Origin of the sequence: Isoptericola sp. BMS4 (genome assembly GCF_011634835.1) — a bacterium.
In the GTDB taxonomy this organism is placed as follows: Bacteria; Actinomycetota; Actinomycetes; order Actinomycetales; family Cellulomonadaceae; genus Isoptericola.
In genome coordinates, this window is the sequence record NZ_SIRP01000001.1 from 3,465,126 (window position 1) to 3,487,663 (window position 22,538).

Annotated in this window: 23 protein-coding genes; 11 read left to right on the forward strand and 12 right to left on the reverse strand. The window is 75.0% G+C overall.

What is annotated here, in order from left to right; translation table 11 throughout:
- Window positions 1–122: 122 nt before the first annotated feature.
- The gene (locus EYB28_RS15650) at window positions 123–3,896 is read left to right on the forward strand and encodes a multifunctional oxoglutarate decarboxylase/oxoglutarate dehydrogenase thiamine pyrophosphate-binding subunit/dihydrolipoyllysine-residue succinyltransferase subunit (RefSeq protein ID WP_240930590.1); all 3,774 of its coding nucleotides are present in this window, start codon (window positions 123–125) and stop codon (window positions 3,894–3,896) included.
- A gap of 133 nt (window positions 3,897–4,029) precedes the next feature.
- On the opposite strand, the gene EYB28_RS15655 is transcribed toward EYB28_RS15650, so the two are convergent.
- A complete protein-coding gene (locus tag EYB28_RS15655; RefSeq protein WP_166849718.1) occupies window positions 4,030–5,025 on the reverse strand; it encodes an aldo/keto reductase in 996 nt (331 codons plus the stop codon).
- A gap of 127 nt (window positions 5,026–5,152) precedes the next feature.
- Here EYB28_RS15655 and EYB28_RS15660 point away from each other — a divergent pair, with 127 nt between their 5' ends.
- Window positions 5,153–6,085: an aldose 1-epimerase family protein gene (locus EYB28_RS15660; RefSeq protein ID WP_166849720.1), complete on the forward strand. Its 933-nt coding sequence runs from the start codon at window positions 5,153–5,155 to the stop codon at window positions 6,083–6,085.
- A 112-nt stretch (window positions 6,086–6,197) separates the two neighbouring features.
- A complete protein-coding gene (locus EYB28_RS15665; protein WP_370459513.1) occupies window positions 6,198–6,785 on the forward strand; it encodes a GDSL-type esterase/lipase family protein in 588 nt (195 codons plus the stop codon).
- A 22-nt stretch (window positions 6,786–6,807) separates the two neighbouring features.
- Here the strand turns inward: EYB28_RS15665 and EYB28_RS15670 are convergent, their stop codons facing one another.
- Window positions 6,808–7,611 (reverse strand): DUF4097 domain-containing protein, encoded by an 804-nt coding sequence (locus EYB28_RS15670; protein WP_166849724.1) that lies wholly within the window; start codon window positions 7,609–7,611, stop codon window positions 6,808–6,810.
- 195 nt (window positions 7,612–7,806) lie between these two features.
- On the opposite strand from EYB28_RS15670, the gene EYB28_RS20630 reads away from it, so the two are divergent.
- A complete protein-coding gene (locus EYB28_RS20630; protein ID WP_370459514.1) occupies window positions 7,807–7,881 on the forward strand; it encodes a 50S ribosomal protein bL37 in 75 nt (24 codons plus the stop codon).
- An 81-nt stretch (window positions 7,882–7,962) separates the two neighbouring features.
- Here EYB28_RS20630 and rsrA read toward each other — a convergent pair whose 3' ends face one another.
- The 3 genes from rsrA to EYB28_RS15685 form a co-directional block, all read right to left on the reverse strand.
- A complete protein-coding gene (gene rsrA, locus EYB28_RS15675) occupies window positions 7,963–8,238 on the reverse strand; it encodes a mycothiol system anti-sigma-R factor (RefSeq protein WP_166849726.1) in 276 nt (91 codons plus the stop codon).
- Window positions 8,235–8,918 (reverse strand): sigma-70 family RNA polymerase sigma factor, encoded by a 684-nt coding sequence (locus tag EYB28_RS15680; protein ID WP_370459515.1) that lies wholly within the window; start codon window positions 8,916–8,918, stop codon window positions 8,235–8,237. The genes rsrA and EYB28_RS15680 overlap by 4 nt, the downstream gene beginning before the upstream one ends.
- A 223-nt stretch (window positions 8,919–9,141) precedes the next feature.
- Complete coding sequence (locus EYB28_RS15685) at window positions 9,142–9,834, reverse strand: hypothetical protein (RefSeq protein ID WP_166849731.1); 693 nt, start codon at window positions 9,832–9,834, stop codon at window positions 9,142–9,144.
- 207 nt (window positions 9,835–10,041) lie between these two features.
- Between EYB28_RS15685 and EYB28_RS15690 the strand changes: the two genes are divergently transcribed.
- The 4 genes from EYB28_RS15690 (at window position 10,042) to hisN (ending at window position 14,025) form a co-directional block, all read left to right on the forward strand.
- Window positions 10,042–10,596, forward strand: coding sequence for a DoxX family membrane protein (locus EYB28_RS15690; protein ID WP_166849734.1), 555 nt, complete (start codon window positions 10,042–10,044; stop codon window positions 10,594–10,596).
- Window positions 10,597–10,658: 62 nt separating this feature from the next.
- Complete coding sequence (gene aroA, locus EYB28_RS15695; RefSeq protein ID WP_166849737.1) at window positions 10,659–12,008, forward strand: 3-phosphoshikimate 1-carboxyvinyltransferase; 1,350 nt, start codon at window positions 10,659–10,661, stop codon at window positions 12,006–12,008.
- Window positions 12,008–13,081, forward strand: coding sequence for a ribosome small subunit-dependent GTPase A (gene rsgA / locus EYB28_RS15700; protein ID WP_166849739.1), 1,074 nt, complete (start codon window positions 12,008–12,010; stop codon window positions 13,079–13,081). The genes aroA and rsgA overlap by 1 nt, the downstream gene beginning before the upstream one ends.
- A 122-nt stretch (window positions 13,082–13,203) precedes the next feature.
- Entirely contained in the window at window positions 13,204–14,025 is an 822-nt protein-coding gene (gene hisN / locus EYB28_RS15705; RefSeq protein ID WP_166849742.1) for a histidinol-phosphatase, read from the forward strand.
- 17 nt (window positions 14,026–14,042) lie between these two features.
- On the opposite strand, the gene EYB28_RS15710 is transcribed toward hisN, so the two are convergent.
- From EYB28_RS15710 to EYB28_RS15735, 6 genes are all read right to left on the reverse strand, one after another.
- On the reverse strand, window positions 14,043–15,971 hold the full coding sequence (locus tag EYB28_RS15710) for an FtsX-like permease family protein (RefSeq protein WP_166849745.1): 1,929 nt from the start codon (window positions 15,969–15,971) through the stop codon (window positions 14,043–14,045).
- The gene (locus tag EYB28_RS15715; protein WP_166849748.1) at window positions 15,968–16,681 is read right to left on the reverse strand and encodes an ABC transporter ATP-binding protein; all 714 of its coding nucleotides are present in this window, start codon (window positions 16,679–16,681) and stop codon (window positions 15,968–15,970) included. The genes EYB28_RS15710 and EYB28_RS15715 overlap by 4 nt, the downstream gene beginning before the upstream one ends.
- The gene (locus tag EYB28_RS15720; protein WP_166849752.1) at window positions 16,678–17,208 is read right to left on the reverse strand and encodes a PadR family transcriptional regulator; all 531 of its coding nucleotides are present in this window, start codon (window positions 17,206–17,208) and stop codon (window positions 16,678–16,680) included. Before EYB28_RS15720 ends, EYB28_RS15715 begins: the two co-directional genes overlap by 4 nt.
- Window positions 17,209–17,317: 109 nt before the next feature.
- Window positions 17,318–17,854, reverse strand: a complete 537-nt coding sequence (locus tag EYB28_RS15725) for a DUF6912 family protein (RefSeq protein WP_166849754.1) — start codon at window positions 17,852–17,854, stop codon at window positions 17,318–17,320.
- A 4-nt stretch (window positions 17,855–17,858) separates the two neighbouring features.
- Window positions 17,859–19,241 carry a hypothetical protein gene (locus EYB28_RS15730; RefSeq protein ID WP_166849757.1) on the reverse strand — a complete coding sequence of 461 codons (1,383 nt, stop codon included), beginning with the start codon at window positions 19,239–19,241 and terminating at the stop codon, window positions 17,859–17,861.
- Complete coding sequence (locus tag EYB28_RS15735) at window positions 19,241–19,897, reverse strand: hypothetical protein (RefSeq protein WP_166849759.1); 657 nt, start codon at window positions 19,895–19,897, stop codon at window positions 19,241–19,243. Before EYB28_RS15735 ends, EYB28_RS15730 begins: the two co-directional genes overlap by 1 nt.
- A gap of 138 nt (window positions 19,898–20,035) precedes the next feature.
- On the opposite strand from EYB28_RS15735, the gene EYB28_RS15740 reads away from it, so the two are divergent.
- On the forward strand, window positions 20,036–20,245 hold the full coding sequence (locus EYB28_RS15740) for a helix-turn-helix domain-containing protein (protein WP_166849761.1): 210 nt from the start codon (window positions 20,036–20,038) through the stop codon (window positions 20,243–20,245).
- A 39-nt stretch (window positions 20,246–20,284) separates the two neighbouring features.
- Here the strand turns inward: EYB28_RS15740 and EYB28_RS15745 are convergent, their stop codons facing one another.
- Window positions 20,285–20,833 carry a hypothetical protein gene (locus EYB28_RS15745; RefSeq protein WP_166849763.1) on the reverse strand — a complete coding sequence of 183 codons (549 nt, stop codon included), beginning with the start codon at window positions 20,831–20,833 and terminating at the stop codon, window positions 20,285–20,287.
- Window positions 20,834–20,993: 160 nt separating this feature from the next.
- On the opposite strand from EYB28_RS15745, the gene EYB28_RS15750 reads away from it, so the two are divergent.
- Window positions 20,994–21,869 (forward strand): LysM peptidoglycan-binding domain-containing protein, encoded by an 876-nt coding sequence (locus EYB28_RS15750; protein WP_166849766.1) that lies wholly within the window; start codon window positions 20,994–20,996, stop codon window positions 21,867–21,869.
- Window positions 21,870–21,935: 66 nt separating this feature from the next.
- On the forward strand, window positions 21,936–22,532 hold the full coding sequence (locus tag EYB28_RS20155; RefSeq protein ID WP_205710942.1) for an Rv3235 family protein: 597 nt from the start codon (window positions 21,936–21,938) through the stop codon (window positions 22,530–22,532).
- Window positions 22,533–22,538: the final 6 nt, after the last annotated feature.

Here is a 22,538-nt window from a genome sequence, read left to right on the forward strand (position 1 = left end):
GGGCATAGGCTTGGGGAGAGCCCCGGTTCGTCCGGAGCGTTTTCCGAGCCAACGAGTGCAACTGTGTGAAAGTGGGCGATCCGCGCGTGGTGTCCCCGAAGGACGGGTCAGATTCGAGCAGCGTGGCGAGCGCGTTCGGAGCCAACGAATGGCTCGTCGACGAGCTCTACGAGCAGTACCTCAAGGACAAGAACGCGGTGGACCCCGCGTGGTGGGACTTCTTCGCCGACTACACCCCGGGTGAGTCGCGCAACGGCACCTCCGGGGCGACGACGCCCGAGGCCGCCGAGCCCGCCGCACCGGCGGCGGTGAGCACTCCCGCGGCCGCACCGGCCGCGGCGCCCGCCGAGCGCCCGCAGCCGGCCGCGGCGTCGACCACGCAGACCGAGCAGGCCGAGCAGGCCGAGGAGCAGGCTCCGGCGCCCGCCGACGCCGAGGTCGCGACGGCCCCGCCGGTGGCCGAGGCCCTGCCCGCGACCGCACCGTACGCGGAGGTCGCCCGGACCGCGCCGAAGTCGGACGAGGAGGAGGCCACCGACGACGTGCAGAAGCTCCGCGGTCCCGCGGCGCGCGTCGTCACCAACATGGAGGCCTCGATCGAGGTCCCGACCGCGACCTCGGTGCGCGCGGTGCCCGCCAAGCTCATGGTGGACAACCGCATCGTCATCAACAACCACCTGGCGCGCGGGCGCGGGGGCAAGATCTCCTTCACCCACCTCATCGGGTTCGCCCTCGTCGAGGCGCTCTCCGACATGCCGGTGATGAACGCCCACTTCGAGGAGGTCGACGGCAAGCCCCACGTGGTGCAGCCGGCGCACGTCGGCTTCGGCCTCGCGATCGACCTGGCCAAGCCCGACGGCTCCCGCCAGCTCCTCGTCCCCAGCATCAAGAAGGCTGACGAGCTCGACTTCGCCGGCTTCTGGGCCTCCTACGAGGACCTCGTGCGCAAGGCGCGGGGCGGCAAGCTCGGCATGGACGACTTCGCCGGCACGACCATCTCGCTGACGAACCCCGGCGGCATCGGCACCGTGCACTCCGTGCCCCGCCTCATGCAGGGCCAGGGCACGATCATCGGCGTCGGCGCCATGGACTACCCGGCGGAGTTCGCCGGGGCGTCCGAGGAGCAGCTCGCGCGCATGGGCGTGTCGAAGACGATGACGATCACCTCGACGTACGACCACCGCATCATCCAGGGTGCGCAGTCGGGCGAGTTCCTCAAGATCCTCAGCGCCAAGCTGCTCGGTCTCGACGGCTTCTACGACCGGGTGTTCGCGTCGCTGCGCGTGCCGTACGAGCCGGTGCGGTGGGTGCGCGACAACACCACCGACGCGGAGGTCGAGGCGGCCAAGCCCGCGAAGATCGCCGAGCTCATCCACTCCTACCGGTCCCGCGGCCACCTCATGGCCGAGACCGACCCGCTCGCCTACCGGCAGCGCAAGCACCCCGACCTGGACATCCAGAACCACGACCTGACGCTGTGGGACCTGGACCGGACGTTCCCCACGGGCGGCTTCGGCGGCAAGCCGAAGGACACGCTGCGCAACATCCTCGGCCTGCTGCGCGACTCGTACAGCCGCTCGATCGGCATCGAGTACATGCACATCGCCGACCGGGCGCAGCGCAAGTGGCTGCAGGACAGGCTCGAGCACGGCTACGCGCGCACGCCCCGCGAGGACCAGCTGCGCATCCTGCGCCGGCTGAACTCCGCCGAGGCGTTCGAGACCTTCCTGCAGACGAAGTACGTGGGTCAGAAGCGCTTCTCGCTCGAGGGCGGCGAGTCCGTCATCCCGCTGCTCGACGCCATCCTGTCCCGTGCCGCGGAGAACGGCCTGGACGAGGTCGGCATCGGCATGGCGCACCGCGGCCGGCTCAACGTCCTCGCGAACATCGCGGGCAAGAGCTACGGCCAGATCTTCAAGGAGTTCGAGGGCCAGCTCGACCCGAAGAGCGTCCAGGGCTCCGGCGACGTGAAGTACCACCTCGGCACCGAGGGCAGGTTCACCGCCGAGTCGGGCGCGGCCACCAAGGTCTACCTCGCGGCCAACCCGTCGCACCTCGAGGCCGTCGACCCGGTGCTCGAGGGCATCGTGCGCGCCAAGCAGGACCGCATCGACCTCGGCGGGGACGGCTTCTCCGTGCTGCCGATCCTCATCCACGGCGACGCGGCCTTCGCGGGCCAGGGCGTCGTGCCGGAGGTGCTCAACCTCGCCCAGCTGCGCGGCTACCGCACCGGCGGCACGATCCACGTGATCATCAACAACCAGGTCGGGTTCACCACCGGCCCGTCGTCGTCGCGCTCGACGACGTACGCCACCGACGTCGCCAAGGGCTACCAGGTCCCCGTTTTCCACGTGAACGGCGACGACCCGGAGGCGTGCGTCCGCGTCGCCGAGCTGGCGTTCGCCTACCGCGAGCAGTTCGACCGCGACGTGATCATCGACATGATCTGCTACCGCCGCCGCGGCCACAACGAGGGCGACGACCCCTCGATGACGCAGCCGCTGATGTACAACCTCATCGAGGCGAAGCAGTCGGTGCGCAAGCTGTACACGAAGAGCCTCGTGCAGCGTGGCGACATCACCGTCGAGGAGGCCGAGCAGGCGCTGCAGGACTACCAGGCGCAGCTCGAGCGGGTCTTCACGGAGACCAAGTCGTCCGGGGTGCCGTCGGCGCCCGACGGCGACGACGAGATCCTCGGCCTGGAGCGGCCCGAGTCCCAGCGTGCCGACGCCGGGACCATGGTGGGCTGGCAGACGGCGGTGCCGCACGCCGTCCTCGAGCGGGTCGGCAACGTGCACGTCAACGCCCCCGAGGGCTTCACCGTGCACCCGAAGCTGGGCCAGCTCCTCGAGAAGCGCCAGCTCATGAGCAAGGAAGGCGCCATCGACTGGGGCTTCGGCGAGCTCCTCGCGTTCGGGTCGCTGCTCATGGAGGGCACCCCGGTCCGGCTGGCGGGCCAGGACTCGCGCCGCGGCACGTTCGTGCAGCGGCACGCGGTGCTGCACGACCGCAACACGGGCGCCGAGTGGACCCCGCTGCTGTACCTGTCGGGCGACCAGGCCAAGTTCTGGGTCTACGACTCGTCGCTGAGCGAGTACGCGGCCCTCGGTTTCGAGTACGGCTACTCGGTCGAGCGCCCGGACGCCCTCGTGCTGTGGGAGGCGCAGTTCGGCGACTTCGTCAACGGGGCGCAGACCGTCATCGACGAGTTCATCTCGTCGGCGGAGCAGAAGTGGGCCCAGAACTCCTCGCTCGTCATGCTGCTCCCGCACGGCTACGAGGGCCAGGGCCCGGACCACTCGTCCGCGCGCATCGAGCGGTTCCTGCAGCTCTCGGCCGAGAACAACATGACGGTCGCCCAGCCGTCCACGCCGGCGTCGTACTTCCACCTGCTGCGCAAGCAGGCGTACGACCGGCCGCGGCGGCCCCTGGTCGTGTTCACCCCGAAGCAGCTGCTGCGCCTCAAGGCGGCGGCCTCGGCGGTCGAGGACTTCACGACCGGCACGTTCGAGCCCGTCCTGCCCGACATCACCGTGGACGCCGCGAACGTCGACCGGGTGCTGCTGTGCACGGGCCGGGTCTACTTCGACCTGGTCGCCGAGCGCCGCAACCGCTCCGACGAGCGCACCGCGATCGTGCGCCTCGAGCAGCTCTACCCGTTCCCGGAGGAGCAGATCAGGCGGGAGCTGGCGAAGTACTCGAACGCCGAGGTGCTCTGGGTGCAGGACGAGCCGGAGAACCAGGGCGCCTGGTCCTACCTGCACCTCGCTCTGCCGGAGGACCTGCCGCGCGTGGGCGTCGTGTCCCGCCCGGCCTCCGCGTCCACCGCCGCCGGCACCGCGCGCCGCCACCGCGAGGAGCAGGAGACGCTCGTCGCGCAGGCGTTCGACCGCTAGCCCCGTCGTCCCGGTTCCGGGACGAGAACGAGCCGGGGGCCACCGCATCGGAATGCGGTGGCCCCCGGCTCGTTCTCGTCGCGGCCCGGGCGGCGGAGGCGCTGCCCCGCTCACCCCGTGGCGACGGGACGGCTCACCACGCGTCGTGCACGTGCGCGCGGATGGCGTCGTCGTAGATCTCGCGGACGCCGGACGTGAACAGCGGGCCGAGGACGTCCACGTCGCCCGCCGCCGCGTTGGCCCGTGCCTGCTCCGGCGACCGGGCCCCGGGGATGACGGTCGACACGCCGGGCTGCTGCCAGACCCAGGCGATCGCCGCCTGCGCCGGCGTGAGGTCCTGCGCCAGCGCCGACCCGGCGAGGTCGGCGAACCGCGTGGCGGCGTCGACGCCGACCTCGAACGGGACCCCGGAGAACGTCTCTCCGACGTCGAAGGCCTTGCCCTCGCGGTTGAACGTCCGGTGGTCGTCCTCACCGAAGACGGTCTCCCGGGTGTACCGGCCGGACAGGAGCCCCGACGCGAGCGGGACGCGGGCGATGATCCCCACGCCCGCCTCGGACGCCGCGGGCAGCACCCGCTCCAGCGGCTTGAGCCGGAACGCGTTGAGGATGATCTGCACGGTCGCCACGTTCGGGCGCGCGATCGCGGTCAACGCCTCCTCCACGGTCTCCACCGAGACGCCGTAGGCGGCCATGACACCCTCGTCGACGAGGGTGTCGAGCGCGTCGTACACCTCGTCGTCGGAGTAGACCGAGGTCGGCGGGCAGTGCAGCTGCACCAGGTCGATCCGGTCGGTCCCCAGGTTGGTGCGCGACCGGTCCGTCCACTGCCGGAAGTGCTCCAGCACGTAGTTCTCCGGGACCTGGTCCATGCGGCGGCCCATCTTGGTCGCCACGGTCAGGTCGGCGTCGGGGTGGGCGGCACGGAACGCGCCGACGGCCTGCTCGGAACGACCGTCCCCGTAGACGTCGGCGGTGTCGTAGAACGTCACCCCCGCCTCCAGCGACGCCTCGAGCACGGCCCGGGCCTGGTCGTCGTCGACCGTCCCCCAGTCCGCGCCCAGCTGCCACGTGCCCAGGCCGACCACCGACACGAGACGGCCGGTGCGGCCGAGAACCCGCTTGTTCATCGTTCCTCCGTTCGTGGGGCGCGCCCCCGGGCCGCCTCCGATCCGGGCCCGGCGCACCGGGCCCGCACTTCTGCTCCCCTACGCTACGTCGCCCGCGCCGTCGGGGCGTGCCGACTACGGTGTGAGCGTGAACACCGAGATTCCCGCCACTCCCGCTCCCGCCCCTCCGTCGGGCGCCCAGCACCACCTGGTGCACGGCGACCAGCGCGCGACCGTCGTCGAGGTCGGCGCCATGGTGCGCGAGTACTCCGTCGGCGGCCGCGACGTCTTCGTCCCGTTCGACCTGGACGAGGCCGCCCCCGTCTTCAACGCCGCGGTGCTGGTCCCGTGGCCGAACCGGCTGCGCGACGGCCGCTACCGCGCCGACGGCGCCACGCACCAGGTCGCCGTCAGCGAGCCCGACCGCGGCACTGCCCTGCACGGGCTGGCCTGCTGGTACCGCTGGGAGCCCGTCGCGGTCACCGACGACGCGGTCACGCTCGAGCTCGCGCTGCCGGCGCAGAAGGGCTGGCCGTTCCAGCTCGTGACGACCGTCACGTACCGCCTGTCGGACGCCGGGCTCGGCGTCGAGGTGCGGACTCGCAACGTCGGGGCCGGCACGGCCCCGTACGGCGTCGGTTTCCACCCGTGGCTGTCCACCGGCGGCGCGCCGCTCGACGAGTGCACCGTCCGCCTGGACGCGACGACGCACGTCACCGTCGACGACCGCCTGCTCCCCACGGGCACGGAGCCCGTGGCGGGGCCCTACGACCTGCGCGAGACGCGCACCCTGGCCGGCCTGGACCTCGACGACGCCTGGACCGGGGCCACCCGCGACGCCGACGGCCTGTCGTGGGCGCGGCTCGGCTGCCCCGACGGCCGGACCGCGGCCGTGTGGATGGACGACTCGATGGACTGCTGGCAGGTGTGCTCCGCCGACCACATCGCGGGCCACGAGCGCTTCGGGCTGGCCGCCGAGCCGATGAGCTGCGTCGCCGACGCCTTCAACACGGGCGACCGGCTGGTCCTGCTCGCCCCCGGCGACGAGCACACCGTGCGCTGGGGTGCGACCCTGCTGTGACGGCGTGGGAGACGCGGGCGGCGCGCCCGCGTGCCCGAGAATGCGTGACGGGCCCTGCGGACAGGCCCCGGGCAAGGACGGACAGGACGGTGGAGTGGTGAGCCAGACCGAGGTGCGCATCTGCGTGGTGGGCGACGAGCTCAGCGTCGGTGTCGGCGACGCCCGCGCGCTGGGGTGGACCGGGCGGGTCATGGCCCGGACCCGGTTCGACCGCCCGGCGATGGCGTTCACGCTCGCCGTGCCCGGGGAGACCTCGTCCCAGCTCGGCGCCCGCTGGCAGGCGGAGACGGAGAGCCGGTTCGGCCCCGAGTCCACCTGCGAGAACCGTCTCGTGGTCGCGCTCGGCCGCCACGACGTCGCGTCGGACCTGTCGGTGGCCCGCTCCCGGCTCAACCTCGCGAACGTCCTCGACGTCGCGGAGACGAGCCGGGTGCCCACGTTCGTGGTCGGCCCCCCGCCCGGGCGGCCGGAGGACGGCGAGCGGATCGCGGAGCTGTCGGCGGCGTTCGCGGACGTCGCGGCGCGGCGCCGCGTGCCGTACGTGGACACCTACACGCCGCTCGCCCAGCACGAGCAGTGGCTGGCCGACCTCGCGACCAACGGGAGCACCTACCCAGGGCAGGCCGGGTACGGCCTGATGGCGTGGCTGGTGCTGCACACCGGCTGGCACGCATGGCTGGGCCTCCCCGGCGACGAGTGACGCCGGGGCGGCCCCGCCGCGGTCAGCGGCGGTCGACCGTGACGCGGGCGCTGGTCACCGTGGCCGACAGGTAGGCGGCGGGCTCGCCGCCGGACGCCTGCTCGGCGTGGTCCACGACCAGGGTGGTCCCGCTGCTGGGCACCACGGACCCGTCCACGACGACCTGGCCCGACGCCCCCCGCACCTTGAGGTTCACGGGGGTGCCCGGCGCCAGCCGCACGTCCAGCGTGCCGGAGACGGTCCGGGCGTTGACCATGGGGCTCGTGCCGGCGGCCGCCGTGATGCTCGTCGCTCCCGAGGCCGCGGTGACCGACACGCGCGCCAGGGCGCCGTCGAGCGACAGCGCCCCGGAGACCACCGACGCCGAGACGTCACCGGTGTGCCCGGCGGCGGTCAGGTCGCCGGAGACCGCCCGCAGCGCCAGCGGGCCGGTCGTGCCGTGCGTGCGCACGGAGCCGGTCACGGTCCGCACCGCGACGGCTCGGCCCCCGGTGACCTCGACGTCGGCGTCGATCGTGCCGACGTCGACCGCGGACCCTGGCGGGACCACGACGCGGACGACGGCGCGCTCGGTCTGCGTGAGGTTCGACAGCCTGCTGCGCACGGCGTCGACCCACGTCCGGTCGTACCCGACCCGCAGCCGGTCACCCTCCCGCACGACCTGCAGCGGGCGCGCGCCGACCTCGAGCACCTCCACCCGCGTGGTGGTGGCCGCCGGGTCCGTGACCATCTCGGCGCGGCCGCCCTGCAGGCGCACCGTCGCGCCCGTGACGCCCTCGACGTCGATGGTCTGGGGGGCGGCGACCGCCCAGGTCTCGGTGCTCATGCGGGCTCCTCGTGCTCGGTGCGGCGCCGGGGTCTCCGGCTCCCGCCGGTGGGGTCGGGGCGGACTCCCAGCCTGCCAGAGCAGGGCCGCCCCGCGGATCGGGGACGACCCTGAGATCCGGTCGGGTGCGGGGCGAGGACCGGCGGTGTGGGATCATGAGGGCGACCTTCGTCCACCGTCCGTGAGGAGACCACCATGAGCAAGCGCGGCAACAAGCGCCGTGCCCGCAAGGGCAAGGCAGCGAACCACGGCAAGCGTCCCAACGCCTGAGGACCCTTGCCCGAACGACGGAGGGGTGGAGCACGACGCGTCGTGCTCCACCCCTCCGTCGTTCTCGCGCCTCCGTGAGGGCTACCGCGCGAGGACGGTGATCTGCTCGTGGATGCGCAGCCGCAACGTCTCGGGCGCCCGCTCGGCGCAGGACCGCTTCACGAGCTGCTTGACGAGCTCCTCGACGCTCAGCTCCGCGAGGCACGGCGAGCAGTGCGCCACGTGGGCCCGCATGCGTCGCTCGTCCGCCGGCGTCATCTCCGAGTCGAGGTACTCGTACAGGTGCACGAGCGCGTGCTCGCACTCGTTCTCCCCCTCGGCGGGTTCGTGCGGGATGGGGGTGATCGGGTCGGTCATGACTCTCCTCCACGAGCCGCGACCAGCCCACGCCGTGCCGCGTAGTCGGCCAGCAGCTCACGCAGCTGCCGTCGGCCACGGTGCAGCCGGGACATCACCGTCCCGATCGGCGTGCCCATGATCTCGGCGATCTCCTTGTACGGGAACCCCTCGACGTCGGCGTAGTACACGACCATGCGCCGGTCCTCGGGCAGCTCGGCCAGCGCGCGCTTGACGTCGGAGTCCGGCAGCCGGTCGAGGGCCTCGGCCTCCGCGGAGCGCAGTCCCTGCGACGTGTGCGACGCCGCCCGGGCGATCTGCCAGTCCTCGATCTCCTCGGCCTGCGACTGCTTCGGCTCGCGCTGCTTCTTGCGGTAACTGTTGATGAACGTGTTGGTGAGGATGCGGTACAGCCAGGCCTTGAGGTTCGTGCCGGGCTTGTACTGGTGGAACGCCGCGAACGCCTTCGCGAACGTCTCCTGCACGAGGTCCTCCGCGTCGGCGGGGTTGCGCGTCATGCGGAGCGCCGCCGAGTAGAGCTGGTCCAGGTACTGCAGGGCGTCGGCCTCGAACCGGGCGGCGCGGGCTGCGCTCGACTCCGCCTCGGGGGCGCGCTCGGTGTCCTCGGGGATCTCGTCGACCTCCGGGTCCCGCGCGCTCTCCGTGTTGTCGGTCATCACCTGCGAGCCTAGTGGAGTCACTCGGCCTGGTCCTCCGGTCCACTCGACGTCGGGAGCGGGTGTCGCTGCCGTACGCGCCTCGTGCAGGGCGCCGGCGGGGACGGCGAACAGCCGCACGTGCTGCGCGGAGTCGTCGCGCCCGACGGGCGAGGGCGCGCTGATCGAAAGGGCTGTCACACGTGCTGCAACCGACGAGCCCGCCTCGGCATTCCCGGCCGCCCGGCGGATACCGGCCGCCCGAGGATCACGCGGTGCTCGCGGCGGAGGCCAGCACCGACGCGACGACGCCGCCCAGCGTCGGCAGCGCCACCCGGCCGCGCAGCCGGTCTCCGCGACCGCTCACGCGTCGCGCGAGCACCAGGACCGTCACCGCGGCCGCCACCGCCACGCCCGCACCGAACCAGAGGTAGCGGGCCGCCTGCGCATGGTCGCTCTCGGTGGGCACCGACCCGAAGAACCCCGCGAGGGTGATCGTCGCCGCGAAGCCCGACCAGAGGGGCACCACCAGGAGCCCGAGGGACGCCACGAGCCAGGCGAGCGGCCCCTCCCAGCGCAGGCCTCCGTCGCCCGGCCCGGCACCCGGGCCCTCCACCGTGCCGACCCGCCCGGGCGTTCCCGAGACGCCGCGCCGGGAGTCCCTCCGGGCGACCAGCCACCGGCCGGCCCCGGCCGCGACCCCGGCCTCGAGCCACGCGAACCCCGTCGTCCCCGGCACCACGGCCCAGCGGGCCAGCTCGAAACCCAGGACGGCCCCGGCCGCGGCGAACGCCGCCACCTGGACCCACGTCTCCTGCCGGACGACGAGAGCCGCCAGCAGCGCGGCACCGGGCACCCCCAGGACGACCGTGACGACGAGCCGGACCACGAACATGCTCGTCAGGCCGGCGGGCGGCCAGACGCCTCGGCCGGACGCGGCGAGGACCAGCACGGTCGTCACCACCGAGATTGCGAGTGCCCACGCGCAGACACGCCACCCCGTCGACCATGCTCGTGCGGACGGTCCACCCTGCGTCGCCTCTGTCATACCCGGATGCAACCGGGCCGCGGACGGCGGGTCAAGGGCGGAGGTGCGGGGAGGGCCGGGCCCACCCTCGACGGCGCGCCTGGGGCGGCGAGAGGCCCCGCCCTCTGCCACAGTGGGCCCATGCTGCTGCGTCGTATCGCCCGACCCCTCCTGGCCGCCCCCTTCGTGTACGACGGCGTGCAGGCCGCCCTGCACCCCGACGACCATGTCGAGGCCGCGAGCGAGGGCGCGGCGCTCGTCACCGACGCGCTCGGCGCCGAGCCGCTGAGCGAGCGTCGGGTCGCGCTCCTCGTCCGCGCCCACGGGGCCGCGACCGCCGCCGCCGGGCTGCTGCTCGCGGTGGGGCGGACCCCGCGCACCGCCGCGCTCGCGCTCGCCGCGCTCACCGCGCCGCTCGCCGTCGCGCACCAGCCGTTCACGGCACCGCGCGACCAGCGCGGCGCCCGCACCGACGCGTTCGTCGCCGACCTCGGCAAGATCGGCGCCGCGGTGATCGCCGGGGTCGACCTCGAGGGCCGCCCCGGCCTCACCTACCGCGTGCGGGCGGCGCGCACCCGCGCGGGCAAGGCCACCGAGCGGGCGGCGGAGAAGTCCGCCCACCAGACCCACGAGATCACCCGGGACGCCGCGCGGAAGGCGGAGAGGCTGGCCGACAAGGTCCCGTCGCGCGGCTGACCCGCCGTCGCGGCCCGAGACACGCCGTCCCCCGGCGAGCACGGTGAACTAGCCTCGGTGGCATGAGCGCACCCGAACCGGCACCTCCCCGCACCGACGCCTGGCCCGCCCCCCTCGCGGACGGCCGGCTCGACGCCATGGTCGAGGTGCCCGGTTCCAAGTCGCTGACCAACCGCGCTCTCGTCCTCGCCGCTCTCGCCGACGGGCCCGGGACCCTGCGCGGCGCGCTGCGCTCCCGGGACGCCGACCTCATGATCGGCGCGCTGCGCACCCTCGGCACGGACGTCGTCGAGGGCGCAGAGCCCGGCATCCTGCACGTCACGCCCGGCACGCTGCGCGGCGACGTGGACGTCGACACGGGTCTGGCGGGGACCGTCATGCGGTTCCTCCCGCCGGTCGCCGCGCTCGCCGACGGTCCGGTCCGATTCGACGGCGACCCCGAGGCGCGGGTGCGGCCGATGCGGCCGGTCCTGGCGGCGCTGCACGCCCTGGACGTGCGGGTCACCGGCGAGGGCGGCGAGCTGCCCGCGCACCTGCCGTTCACGGTGCACGGCACGGGACGGGTCGCCGGCGGCGCCGTGGACGTGGACGCGTCGGCGTCCTCGCAGTTCGTCTCGGGTCTCCTGCTCGCGGCGGCGCGGTTCGAGCGCGGCCTCACACTGCGGCACGTGGGCACGACGCTGCCGAGCCTGCCGCACATCGAGATGACGGTCGCCACCCTGCGCGAGGTCGGCGTCGAGGTCGACGACTCGCGCGACGGCATCTGGCAGGTCGCGCCGGGCCCCGTCGCCGCACGCGACGTGCGCGTGGAGCCGGACCTGTCCAACGCCGCCCCGTTCCTGGCCGCGGCGCTCGTCGCCGGCGGCACGGTGCGCGTGCCCGGGTGGCCGGCCTCGACCACCCAGCCCGGCGCGCTCGTGCCCGAGCTCCTCGCCCGCATGGGCGCCGAGGTCCACCGGGACGGCGACGTCGTCGCGGTGACGGGCACGGGCGAGATCCACGGCATCGACGTCGACCTGCGCGCCGCGGGCGAGCTCGCCCCGACCTTCGCCGCACTGGCCGCGCTGGCGGACTCCCCCAGCCGGCTGCGGGGCATCGCGCACCTGCGGGGGCACGAGACCGACCGCCTGGCGGCCCTGGCCACGGAGATCACCCGGCTCGGCGGGCGCTGCGAGGAGACCCGGGACGGGCTGGTCGTCACCCCCCGCCCGCTGTCCGGCGCCGAGTTCCGCACCTATGCCGACCACCGGATGGCGACCTCGGGCGCCCTCCTCGGGCTCCGGGTCCCGGGCCTGCGGGTGGAGGACGTCGGCACCACCGCCAAGACCCTGCCCGGGTTCGCCGGCATGTGGGAGCGGATGCTGGGACGCACCCCCGGCAGCCCCCTCGGCAGCAGCGAGGCCGTCGCCTGATGGCCCGGCGCGTCCGCGACGAGCACGCGCAGTACGCCCGCCCCTCCAAGCGGGGCACCCGGCCGCGCACCAAGCAGCGGCCCGAGCACGCCGACGCCGTCACCGCCCTGGTGACCGGCGTGGACCGCGGCCGGTACACCCTCGTCGTGGACGGCGGCGGGGACGACGAGCGGGCGGTCCTGGCCATGAAGGCCCGCGAGCTCACGCGAACGCGCGTCGTCGTCGGCGACCGGGTCGACGTCGTGGGCGACACCTCCGGCGACGAGGGGACTCTCGGGCGGATCGTCCGCATCAACGAGCGCACGTCGGTGCTGCGTCGCACCGCCGACGACACCGACCCGTACGAGCGGATCGTCGTCGCCAACGCCGACCAGCTCGTCGTCGTCACCGCGCTCGCCCAGCCCGAGCCACGCACCGGCATGATCGACCGGTGCGTCGTCGCCGCGTACGACGCGGGCATGGCGGTGCTGCTGTGCCTGACCAAGGCCGACCTCGCCTCCCCGGACGCCCTGCGGTCGCTGTACGAGCCCATCGGGGTGGACGTCGTCGTGACGCGCCGCGACGATCCCGCGTCGGTCGAGGAGGTGCGCGCCCGCCTCGCCGGCCGCACGTCGGTGCTCGTGGGCCACTCCGGCGTCGGCAAGTCGACCCTCATCAACGCGCTCGTGCCCGCGGCGGACCGCGCGACCGGCGTCGTCAACGACGTCACCGGGCGCGGCCGCCACACCTCCACCTCCGCGGTCGCGCTGCGCCTGCCCGTGGCGCCCCACGGCACGGGCGGCTCCGAGACCGGGGCGGACACCGATGTCGACGGCTGGGTGATCGACACCCCGGGCGTCCGGTCCTTCGGCCTCGCGCACGTGGAGACGGCTCACCTGCTGGCCGCGTTCGAGGACCTGGACGAGGTCGCCACCGCGTGCCCGCGCGGCTGCACGCACGCCGCGGACGCGCCCGACTGCGCGCTCGACGACTGGGTCGCCGGCTCCCCCGACGAAGCCGTCCGCGCCGCGCGGACGGCGCGCCTGACGTCGTTCCGCCGCCTGCTCGCCTCCCGCGCCGGCGGGTCGGACTGACGACGCCGGGGCGTGTCCGCACACCGTTCGAGCAGTTTCGTTCGGCACGCCCACCCGGCACCCGGCGTCTCGGTCCGCGCGCCTGGGTGCCCACCCGGCGCCCGGGCCGATAGCGTGAGGCCGTGCCCCACACTCAGCCGACTTCCAGCCCGACCAGCGGACCCGAGCGCACGTACGAGGACGACCTGCGCCTGGCCCACGTGATCGCCGACCAGGTGGACGCCATCACCATGGACCGGTTCAAGGCCGTGGACCTGCACGTGGAGCGCAAGCCCGACGACACGCCCGTCAGCGACGCCGACCGCAGCGCGGAGGAGTTCATCCGCGCCCAGCTGCACCGGGCGCGCACCCGGGACGCCGTCGTCGGCGAGGAGTACGGGTCGGCGGGGAGCGGCGCGCGGCGCTGGATCATCGACCCGATCGACGGGACGAAGAACTTCGTGCGCGGCGTGCCCGTGTGGGCGACGCTCATCGCCCTGGCCGACGGCGAGGAGGTCGTCATGGGGCTGGTCTCGGCTCCCGCGCTGGGTCGGCGCTGGTGGGCGGCGAAGGGCTCGGGGGCCTGGACCGGCAAGTCCCTCGCCGCAGCGACGCGGATGTCCGTCTCCGGCGTGGAGAACCTCGGCGACGCCTCGTTCGCGTACTCGTCGCTCTCCGGGTGGGAGAAGCACGACAAGCTCGCCGGCTTCCTCGACCTCACCCGCCAGTGCTGGCGCACCCGCGGGTACGGCGACTTCTGGTCCTACATGCTCGTGGCGGAGGGCGCGGCGGACGTGGCCGCCGAGCCCGAGCTCGAGGTGTACGACATGGCAGCGCTCGCTCCCATCGTCACCGAGGCCGGCGGCCGCTTCACTTCGCTCGACGGCGAGCCGGGGCCGTGGGGCGGCAACGCCCTGGCCTCCAACGGCCACCTGCACGGCAAGGCCCAGGTCTACCTCGGCTGATGTTGTGAGCAGGTTCGTCACTCGCGGCGGAGGAGCTCCGGTGTAAGGCGGACCCGGGTCAGCGGAAGCGTCGCGAGCGCCACGAGCAGACCGCCGACGCCGAGCACGCCCGCGAGCATCGCCCAGCGTTCGACCGTCACGGACTCCGGGCCGGCCATCTCGGCCAGCCGCGTGTACGCGACGACCAGCAGGCAGCCGGACCCGACGCCGAGCACGGCGGCCGCGACCGTCGGAACCAGCACCTGGACCAGCTGTCCGGCGCGCAGCACCCGGCCCGGCACCCCCACGACGAGCTGCCGGGCCACGGTCCGGCGCCGTTCGACCGCGCGGTCCGCCGCGGTCAGCGCCAACACCAGCAGGCCGACGGCGAGCGAGACCCCGGCGAGGGAGAACACCGCGGCGCGCACCTCGGCGACGTACTCGACGTCGTCTGTCGGGTACGGGAAGGCGACGTAGCCGTGCTCGTCGGCCCAGGCCACCACGGCCTCCTGGACCTCGACTCCTCCGTCGGCGACGACCTCCGCGCTCGTCGGCGGACCGACGAGGTCATCGGCCAGCGCCTCGGGGACGAACGCCACGTAGCCCTCCGGGTAGACCCACCGGTCCACCTGCGCCCGTGCATCGACGACGATCGGCGCCGACCCCGGCTCGAAGGAGCGCTGGGGTTCCGGTGGGCCCCCGTCCTCGGCCGTCGCGACGATCGGTGCGGTGAGGTCGCGTTCCGACGGCGGCGGTGCCACATCCCCGTATCCGCCGTCGTGGGTGATCCATGCGGCGTGCGCGTCGTCGCAGCCGGACTGCTCGAGCACGAGCGACAGGTCGGCGCACGTGCCGACGAAGATGCTCGCGCACCCCGAGATGTCGGCCTCGGGGTCGCAGGGGGTGCTCGCCGTCCGCGCCGTCACCACGCCCTGCACCCCGGGAACCGTGTCGAGCGCCCGCAGGGCCGCCGGGTCGAAGGCCTTCTCGTCGCCGGACGCGGTGCGGGCCATCGCATGGATCTTCTGCGGCCCCGCCTCCAACGACTGCAGCGTGTAACGGTACTGCGGTGTCGATTCGAACGCGGCAACCACCCCGAGCGCGCCCGCGGCGAGGAAGACCGCGACCCCCAGCCCGGCCACGACCCGCGACGCACCCGCGGGATCCGTCTCGACCGCCCGCCCGGCGAGCACGGCAGCCGTGCCGCGCGAACGCACCAGCCACCGGGCCGACCAGGCTGTCATCAGCGGCGTCGCGACAGCGATCCCCACGGCCGCGAGGACTCCGCCGCCGAGCAGCAACGGCTCGGGCGGAACGCCGTCGCCGGCATAGGGGCCGGCCCTGCTCGCCCACCACAGCAGCGCCAGTCCCAGGCCGAGCACGGCGAGCCGTCCGGGCTGCGGCGTCCGCGGCGCGGACTCCGACCGGGCCCGGCCAGGCAGCTCGCGGTTCCACGACGCCCCCGTCCCCACGACCATGGACAGCACGGCGACGGTCGCGACGACGGCGGCCGCGCTCCCCCACGTCACCTGCAGCGGCTGGGCGAGCCATCCGGCCGCGACCGCCGCCGCGCTCGCCGCGGGCGCGCCGAGCGCGGCGACGACGGCCCCGGCGGTCGCACCCGCGAGCGCCAAGGCGCCGTTCTCGACGGCGGCGACGGTCCGCGTGCGCGCGGGGGTCACGCCGATCATCCGCAACGCGGCCAGGCGCCGGTCGCGCACGCCGGACGACAGGCGCCCGACGGTCACGAGCAGCACGACCGCGGGGAGCAGCAGGAACAGGTCGATCCCGAGGAGCTGCACGCGCGCCTGCGCGCGGGCGACCGGGTCGGGATAGGCGGCCACCAGGAGCGCCAGCGCCACCACGAGCAGCACGACGCCGACCGCGTTGCCCGCCGCGATCGACCAGGCGCGCAGCGGCCCGCCCGCCCGCGCCAGCCGCAGGCCGAGGGTGACGACGGCGCTCACGCGCGGGCCGCCATCGTCGTGCCGCCGCTGCCCGCAAGCTCCCCGGACCCGCCGACGACGCGGCCGTCACGCAGCAGCACGTCACGGTGCGCCCAGGAGGCGACGCGCATCTCGTGCGTCACGAGCAGCACGGCCGTCCCTTGTCGTGCCGCGGCGGCGACGAGCGCCTCCAGCACCAGCTCCCCGGTCGTCGTGTCCAGAGATCCGGTGGGTTCGTCGGCGAGGACGACCGGTGGCTCGTGCACGAGCGCCCGGGCGACGGCGGCTCGCTGCGCCTGACCGCCGGAGACCTCGCTCAGCCGCTTGTCCGCGTGGGCGGCGACGCCGAGCAGGTCGAGCATCGCGGTGGCGCGCGCTCGGGCAGCGGTGGCCCGGACCCCGGTGAGGCGCAAGGGCAGCTCGACGTTCTCCGCGACGGTCAGCTCCGGCACGAGGTCGCCGAACTGGAACACGAACCCGAGCTGCCGCAGCCGCAGGTCGGAGCGCCGTCGTTCGGACAGGGTGTCGATCCGCCGTCCGGCCAGCCACACCTCGCCGCCGTCGGGCCGCAGCAGCCCGGCGAGCAGGTGCAGCAGGGTGGACTTGCCCGATCCCGAGGGGCCGAGCAGCGCGACGACCTCCCCTTCCTCGAGGGCGAGGTCGACGTCGTCCAGCACCGGCGTCGGGCCGAAGGCGTGCCGCAGCCCTCGCCCGGTGAGCACGGCGCTCATCGTCCGGCCTCCCGCACCTGGTCGACGATGGTCGTCAGCCGCGCGGACGCCAGCTCGATCCAGCGCAGGTCGGCTTCGAGGTGGGCGATCTCGTAGTCGCCGGCGAGCCGGTCGACGACGTCCCCGGCCCGGCGGGCGGCGGTGAGGGCGCGCATCCGGTCGAGGTACACCCGGCGGTGCTCGTCGAGGATCGTCTCCGCGGGCCGGCCCGCGGCGATGGCCAGGACGACCCGGGTGAAGAGCTCGGACGGACGCCCGCCCGGCGGGTGCGGGGTGGCGAGCCACTGGTCCAGCTCCGTGACGCCGGCCGGCGTGATGGCGTAGACCTTCCGCTCGCCGCCGGCCCCCGGCTCGACACCGACGCCGGACGCCAGCCCGTCGCGTTCCAGCCGCGCCAGGGTGGCGTACACCTGGCCGTACTTGAGCTCGCGCTCGTGCCCGAGCAGGGCGTCGTAGCGGCGTTTGAGGTCGAACCCGTGCGTGGGCCCGTCGTCGAGCAGGGCGAGCATCGCCATCGGTACCGTCATGGGCATAACATACACCGAGTGTATACACCGAGTGCACACAGGAGGCGTTGCAGGCGCGATCTCGGGGACAATCCGCGACCGGATCGTCCCCGAGATCGCGCTCACAACGTCAGGGGCGGGGGACCTGGTGGACCTCGGTCGCGTCGTACCAGAGCAGGTCGCGGTCGGTCACGCGCTGCAGCGCGTCGTCCAGGACCTCGTCCGTGGCGGCGGCGCGCGAGGCCACGCCTTCGGCGTCGCTCTCGGCGTCCGCGGCGGCCAGCACCGCACGGACGTCCGCGGCGGCCTCCGGCTCGTCGGCGTGCACCGCGACGATCGCCGCTCCGGGGACGGCGGCCACGTCGACGCCGCTGGGCGGGACGTCGTCGCCGGCAGCCTCGCTCACGGCCGCGCGGGCGACGTCCGCCGAGACCACGACCCGCAGCGGCACCGCGCCGCCGCGGGCGGCGACCAGAGCGAGCGAGTCGTCCGCCGCCGCGAGGAACGCGGCGTACTCGCGCGCCTCCTCGTCGTCGTCCGGCAGGGCCTCCGCGAGGGCCTCCGTGTCGGCGTGGGCGCGGCGGGCGGGCACGTCCCACCGGGCCCCTCCGGCCGAGACGACCGCGGAGGCGAGCTCGTCGAGCGTGGCTGGCACGTAGATGCGCATGGGTTCAGTCTGCACCGACGTGCGCGGCGGCGACCTCGCGGACCCGGTCGGTGAGCCGAGCGAACCCCTCGCGCGCGGGCGATGCCGGCGCGTGCTCGGCCAGCGTGCGGCCCGCGAGCAGCGCCGCGTCGAGGGCGGGCACGTCGTCCGGCACGACCTGGACGTCGTCGAGCCCCGCGTAGCGCGACAGCGCGTCACGGACCACCTGCTCGGGCCTCGGGCCCACGGCGGACGCCCGCACCCGGTTCGCGACGACGACCCGTGGCGCCGCGACGGGCACCGGCACCTCGGCCAGCTCCTCCAGCCCCCGCACCAGGCGCTGGACCCCGATCGGGTCGGCGCCGCCAACGGCCACGACGACGTCCGCCGCCTGCAGCGCGGCGAGGGTGGCCGCGTTGCGCTGCGGCGCGTACGTGTCGTACATGAGCAGCTCGTCGGACTCCAGCACCGGCCCGCAGTCCACCACCGTCCACTCGGCGAGCTCCCGGGCCCGCTCCAGGACCACCTCCAGCGCGCTGGCGGGCAGCTCGGGCCACCGCGCCGCGCGCGTGATGCCGGTCAGCACGCGCAGCCGGCCGGCGACCACCGGGCTGTGCCGGGCGAGGCCGGGCACGTCGAGCGTCCCCTGGCCGGCCATCCGTGCCGCCGCGGCGAGCCCGGGGGCGTCGTCCAGCATCCCGAGCCGCGTCGCCACCGACGAGCCGTAGGTGTCGGCGTCCACGAGCAGGCTGGTCCGCGCCGGCGTGTCGGCCTCGGCCCGCCGCCGATCACGGCGGGAGTGCCGCCGACCCGTCGACCGCGCCAGGCCCGCGAGGTCGGCGGCGACCTCCACGGCCGTCGTCGTGCGTCCGGGCGCGCCCACGGGCCCCCACACGGCGACGACGGTGCCCCTGCGCCCGGGCTCGGGTACGGGCGCTTCCGCGCCAGGCTGGTCGGCCTGGCGACCCGGGTCGTCCGCGGGGTGGTCGAGGAGCAGGTGTGCCGGCCCGGGCCCCGGCGTGCCCGGCCCGGTGTCGGCGCCCGGACCCGCCGGGACGGCGGCGGCGTCGCGCACCGCCGCGAGGACCGAGGCGTCGTCGGCCGTCTCCAGCACGACGTCGACGCCGAGCGCCCGCAACCGCTCGACGGGCGCGTGCCCGTCGCCGATCGCCACCACGCGCACGCCGGCGCCGTGCAGCCGCCCGACCGTGTCCCGGTCCAGGCCGGGCAGCTCGGCGGAGGTCACGGCGACGGTCCCCGCCCCGGCCGCCGCCGCGGCCAGCAGCTCGGCGACGTCGCCGCAGCGGCGGGTCACGGTGGCGCCGGAGCCCGGCGCACCCAGCGCGAGGACGACATCGGTCTCGGCGGGCCCCTGCACCGCACACAGGACCGTGAGGTTCCCAGCCATCAGGAGACGTCCCCGGCCCGCGGCACGACGGTCACGCTGTCCGGCGAGCCGAGCGCCTTGAGCACGGCGGGCAGCCGGTCGGTGCCCACGAGCACGTGCAGCGTCGCGCCACCGTCGACGACCAGGCCGCTGCCGGCGGCGTCGACCTGCTCGACCACGACCCCGCGGACGACCGCCTTCGGCTCGCCCACCGCCTGGGTGGACCCGCTCGGCGCCTGCGGGACCGACCACAGGTCGACGACGGAGCCCGGCGCGACGCGCTCCGAGACCGCCTGGTCCACGGGCACCGCCACGGACCGCACGTCGACGTCCTCGGCGGAGCCGACCGCGCTGCGCGCGACGAGCTCGCCCGGGTCGACCACCCGCAGGGCCACGACGTCCTCGGGCAGGGGCTCGTCCGCCCGCAGGTACAGCTCGGCGCCGGGGTCGAGCCGGACGTCCACCGTGCGCAGGTGCTCGACGTCGACCGGCTCGCCCGGCGTGAGCGCCGCGTCGGCGGCGTAGACGGGCACCGTCCGCCCCGCGGCGGCGACGGCCCAGGAGCCGAGCGCGACCGCCGCGGCGACGATCACCACCCCGACGACGAAGCGGGGGTCGCGCCACGACGGGCGCCGCAGCCGCGGGGCCACGGGGGCGGGCAGGTGGTCGGTGCTCACGGGCGTTCCCTCCGGAGTTGGTGACATCGGGCGCCTCGTCGCGCCCCGCACCCATCATCCGCGATCCTCGCGGTGCTCCTGACCACTCCTGTGGACAACCACCATGAACCACGACTCCTCGTGTGCCAGACTTCCCCTATGACCACCCGGTTCCTGTCGCTCGCGGACGTGCAGGAGATGCTCAGCATCTCCAGCACGCAGGCGTACTCGCTCGTGCGCTCGGGCGAGCTGCCGGCGATCCAGGTCGGGCCCAAGAAGGTCTGGCGAGTCGAGGCCAGCAAGCTCGAGGAGTACATCGAGCGGCAGTACGCCCGCACCCGGGAGCGCATCGCCTCGGGCGACCTCTGAGCGCTCGCCTCTGGGCCTTCCGAGGCCCGAGCGCCCGCGTCACGATCCGCTGACGCGCAGCACCGCCGCGAACGGCACGGTGCGCACGACGGGCCGCGCCCGGTCGGTCTCCTCGACGTCGAGATGATCCGCGCCGACCCTGCCGATCCGGCCGGCCACCTCCCCGCCGAGCGTGCGCACGAGCACGCGGGCACGGTCCCGCTGCAGCCCGCGGAGCACGTGGCCGAGCCCGAGGCGGTCGGTCCGCGCGGTCGACGGCGTGCCGTGCCGGCCGAGCCCGACGACGGCCGCGACCGCCGACCGCGGCACCAGATGCTGCGCGGGCCCGTGCGCGCCGTGCCCCTGCAGCAGCAGCCACGCGTCGGCGACGCGGACGAGCCGCCCCTCGACGCCCTCCCGGTCGAGCAGCTCGACGCGGAGGGGCCGGCCGACCACGGCGCGGAGGCGGTCGGTGAGGCCGATCGACGCCTGCTCGGCGCGAGTCAGGTCGGCGACCACCCCCTCGCGCTCGGCCGCCTCCTCGGCGGCGAACCGCGCCTCGAGGTCGGCGAAGAGGAGCTCCCACCGGGTCGGGCTCGTGCCGGTCATCGATCTCCCTCGTCGCGCTCGCCGGACGCCCACAGCATGCCCGGGGTGGACAAGCCGGCACCAGTCCGCTTGAATATCCGCCATCAGACATCATCAAACAGCATCAAACGGCATCACTGGTGATGATCGATCACCTGTGGTGGCGGACAAAGGAGAACCGATGCCCAGATCTGCCCGACGCGACGGCCGGGGCACCGGCCGTCTGGCGCTCGTGGCGGCGGCCGGCGCGACGGCGGCCGCGGCGCTCGCCCTCCGCCTCGCCGCCGTGACGGGCCTCCCCTCCGGGCACGCCGCCTCGACCCTGGGCACCCTGCCGGTCGAGGGCCTGGTCGAGGTGGGCGCGCTCGCCGCCGGGCTGCTCGCGGCCATGTGGCTGGCGCTCAGCGCGGCGGTCGCCCTGGGCTGCGTCGTCATGCACCGGCTGGGTGGCCGGTGGGCTGCGGGCGAGGCGGTGCTCGAGCGGGTCGCCCCCGCGGTCGTGCGGCGCCTGGCCCGCTCAGCCGTGGGCCTGGGGGTCGGCACCGGCCTGGCTCTCGCGCCCTCCGCAGCGCTGGCGGCCGACGACGCTCCGGCGGCCCCCGACCCCGCGTCCGCCGTGGCGGTGGTGGACCTCGGGTGGCAGCCCACGACCGGCGACGCGGACGCGGCGGGCGGGAAGGGGGCGACCGACGCCGTGGCCACCGTCGACGACGGCGACACCGTGGAGGCGGTGGAGGCGGGCTCGGCTGCGCATGCCGGCCCCGGCGGCGGCACGGCCGCCGAGCCGGGCATCACGCCGGCTCCGGCCGGCGACGCCTCGGTCGTGGCCCGGGACCTGCGCGGGACGACGCTCGCCGACGACGACACCGTCGTCGTGCTGCGCGGCGACACCCTGTGGGACATCGCGGCCGCCCGCCTCGCCGAGCACGGGGCGGCGGCGCCGTCGGACGCCGACGTCCTCGAGGAGATGACCCGCTGGCACCAGGCCAACCGCGACGTCATCGGCGCGGACCCTGACGTCATTCTGCCGGGCCAGGTCCTGCAGCCGCCCGGCTGAGCGCGCCCCGCCCTCCCCCGCCGGGCACACCGCCGGCGGGCCGCCCCTCACCGAGAGAGGTTCACCATGAGTACGACCAGCACCGAGGCACCGTCCGCCCCGGGCGGCAGCGTCGAGGCCGTCCCCACGGTCGGCACTCCGGGCGGGCGCACGGCAGCCCGCGTGACGGGCGCGCCGCGGCGCAGCCGCCCCGGCAGCTACCCGGAGACCGCGCGCCGGCCCCGGGTGCGCAAGGTGACGCTCGGGGCCACGCCGCAGCGGCGGCCCGTCCCGGCCGACGACGAGCCCGAGCCGCGGCCGCTCGCCACGCCGTGCACGGAGCCCCTGCCGGACCCCACGGCGCAGTGCTGCTCCATGGTCCGGGCCGCGGTGGAGGTGCTGCGCGGGGAGCGGCCCGCGCACCACCTGGCCCGCTGGGTCAGCCCGCAGGTGCGCGAGCAGCTCGTCGAGCGCGCGCAGCTGCTCCGCGCGGCGGCTCCCTCCGCCGGGCGGCGGGCGACGAGCCGTCCGGTCCTCGTGCGCCGGGTACGGCTCCTCCGCCTCGGGGACGACGCGGCCGAGGCCACGGTGGTGCTGGACGACGACGGCCGCGTGCGGGCCGCGGCCGTCCGGCTCGAGGCGCGGCGCGGCGTCTGGCGCGCCGTCGTCCTCGAGCTCGGCTGAGACGGA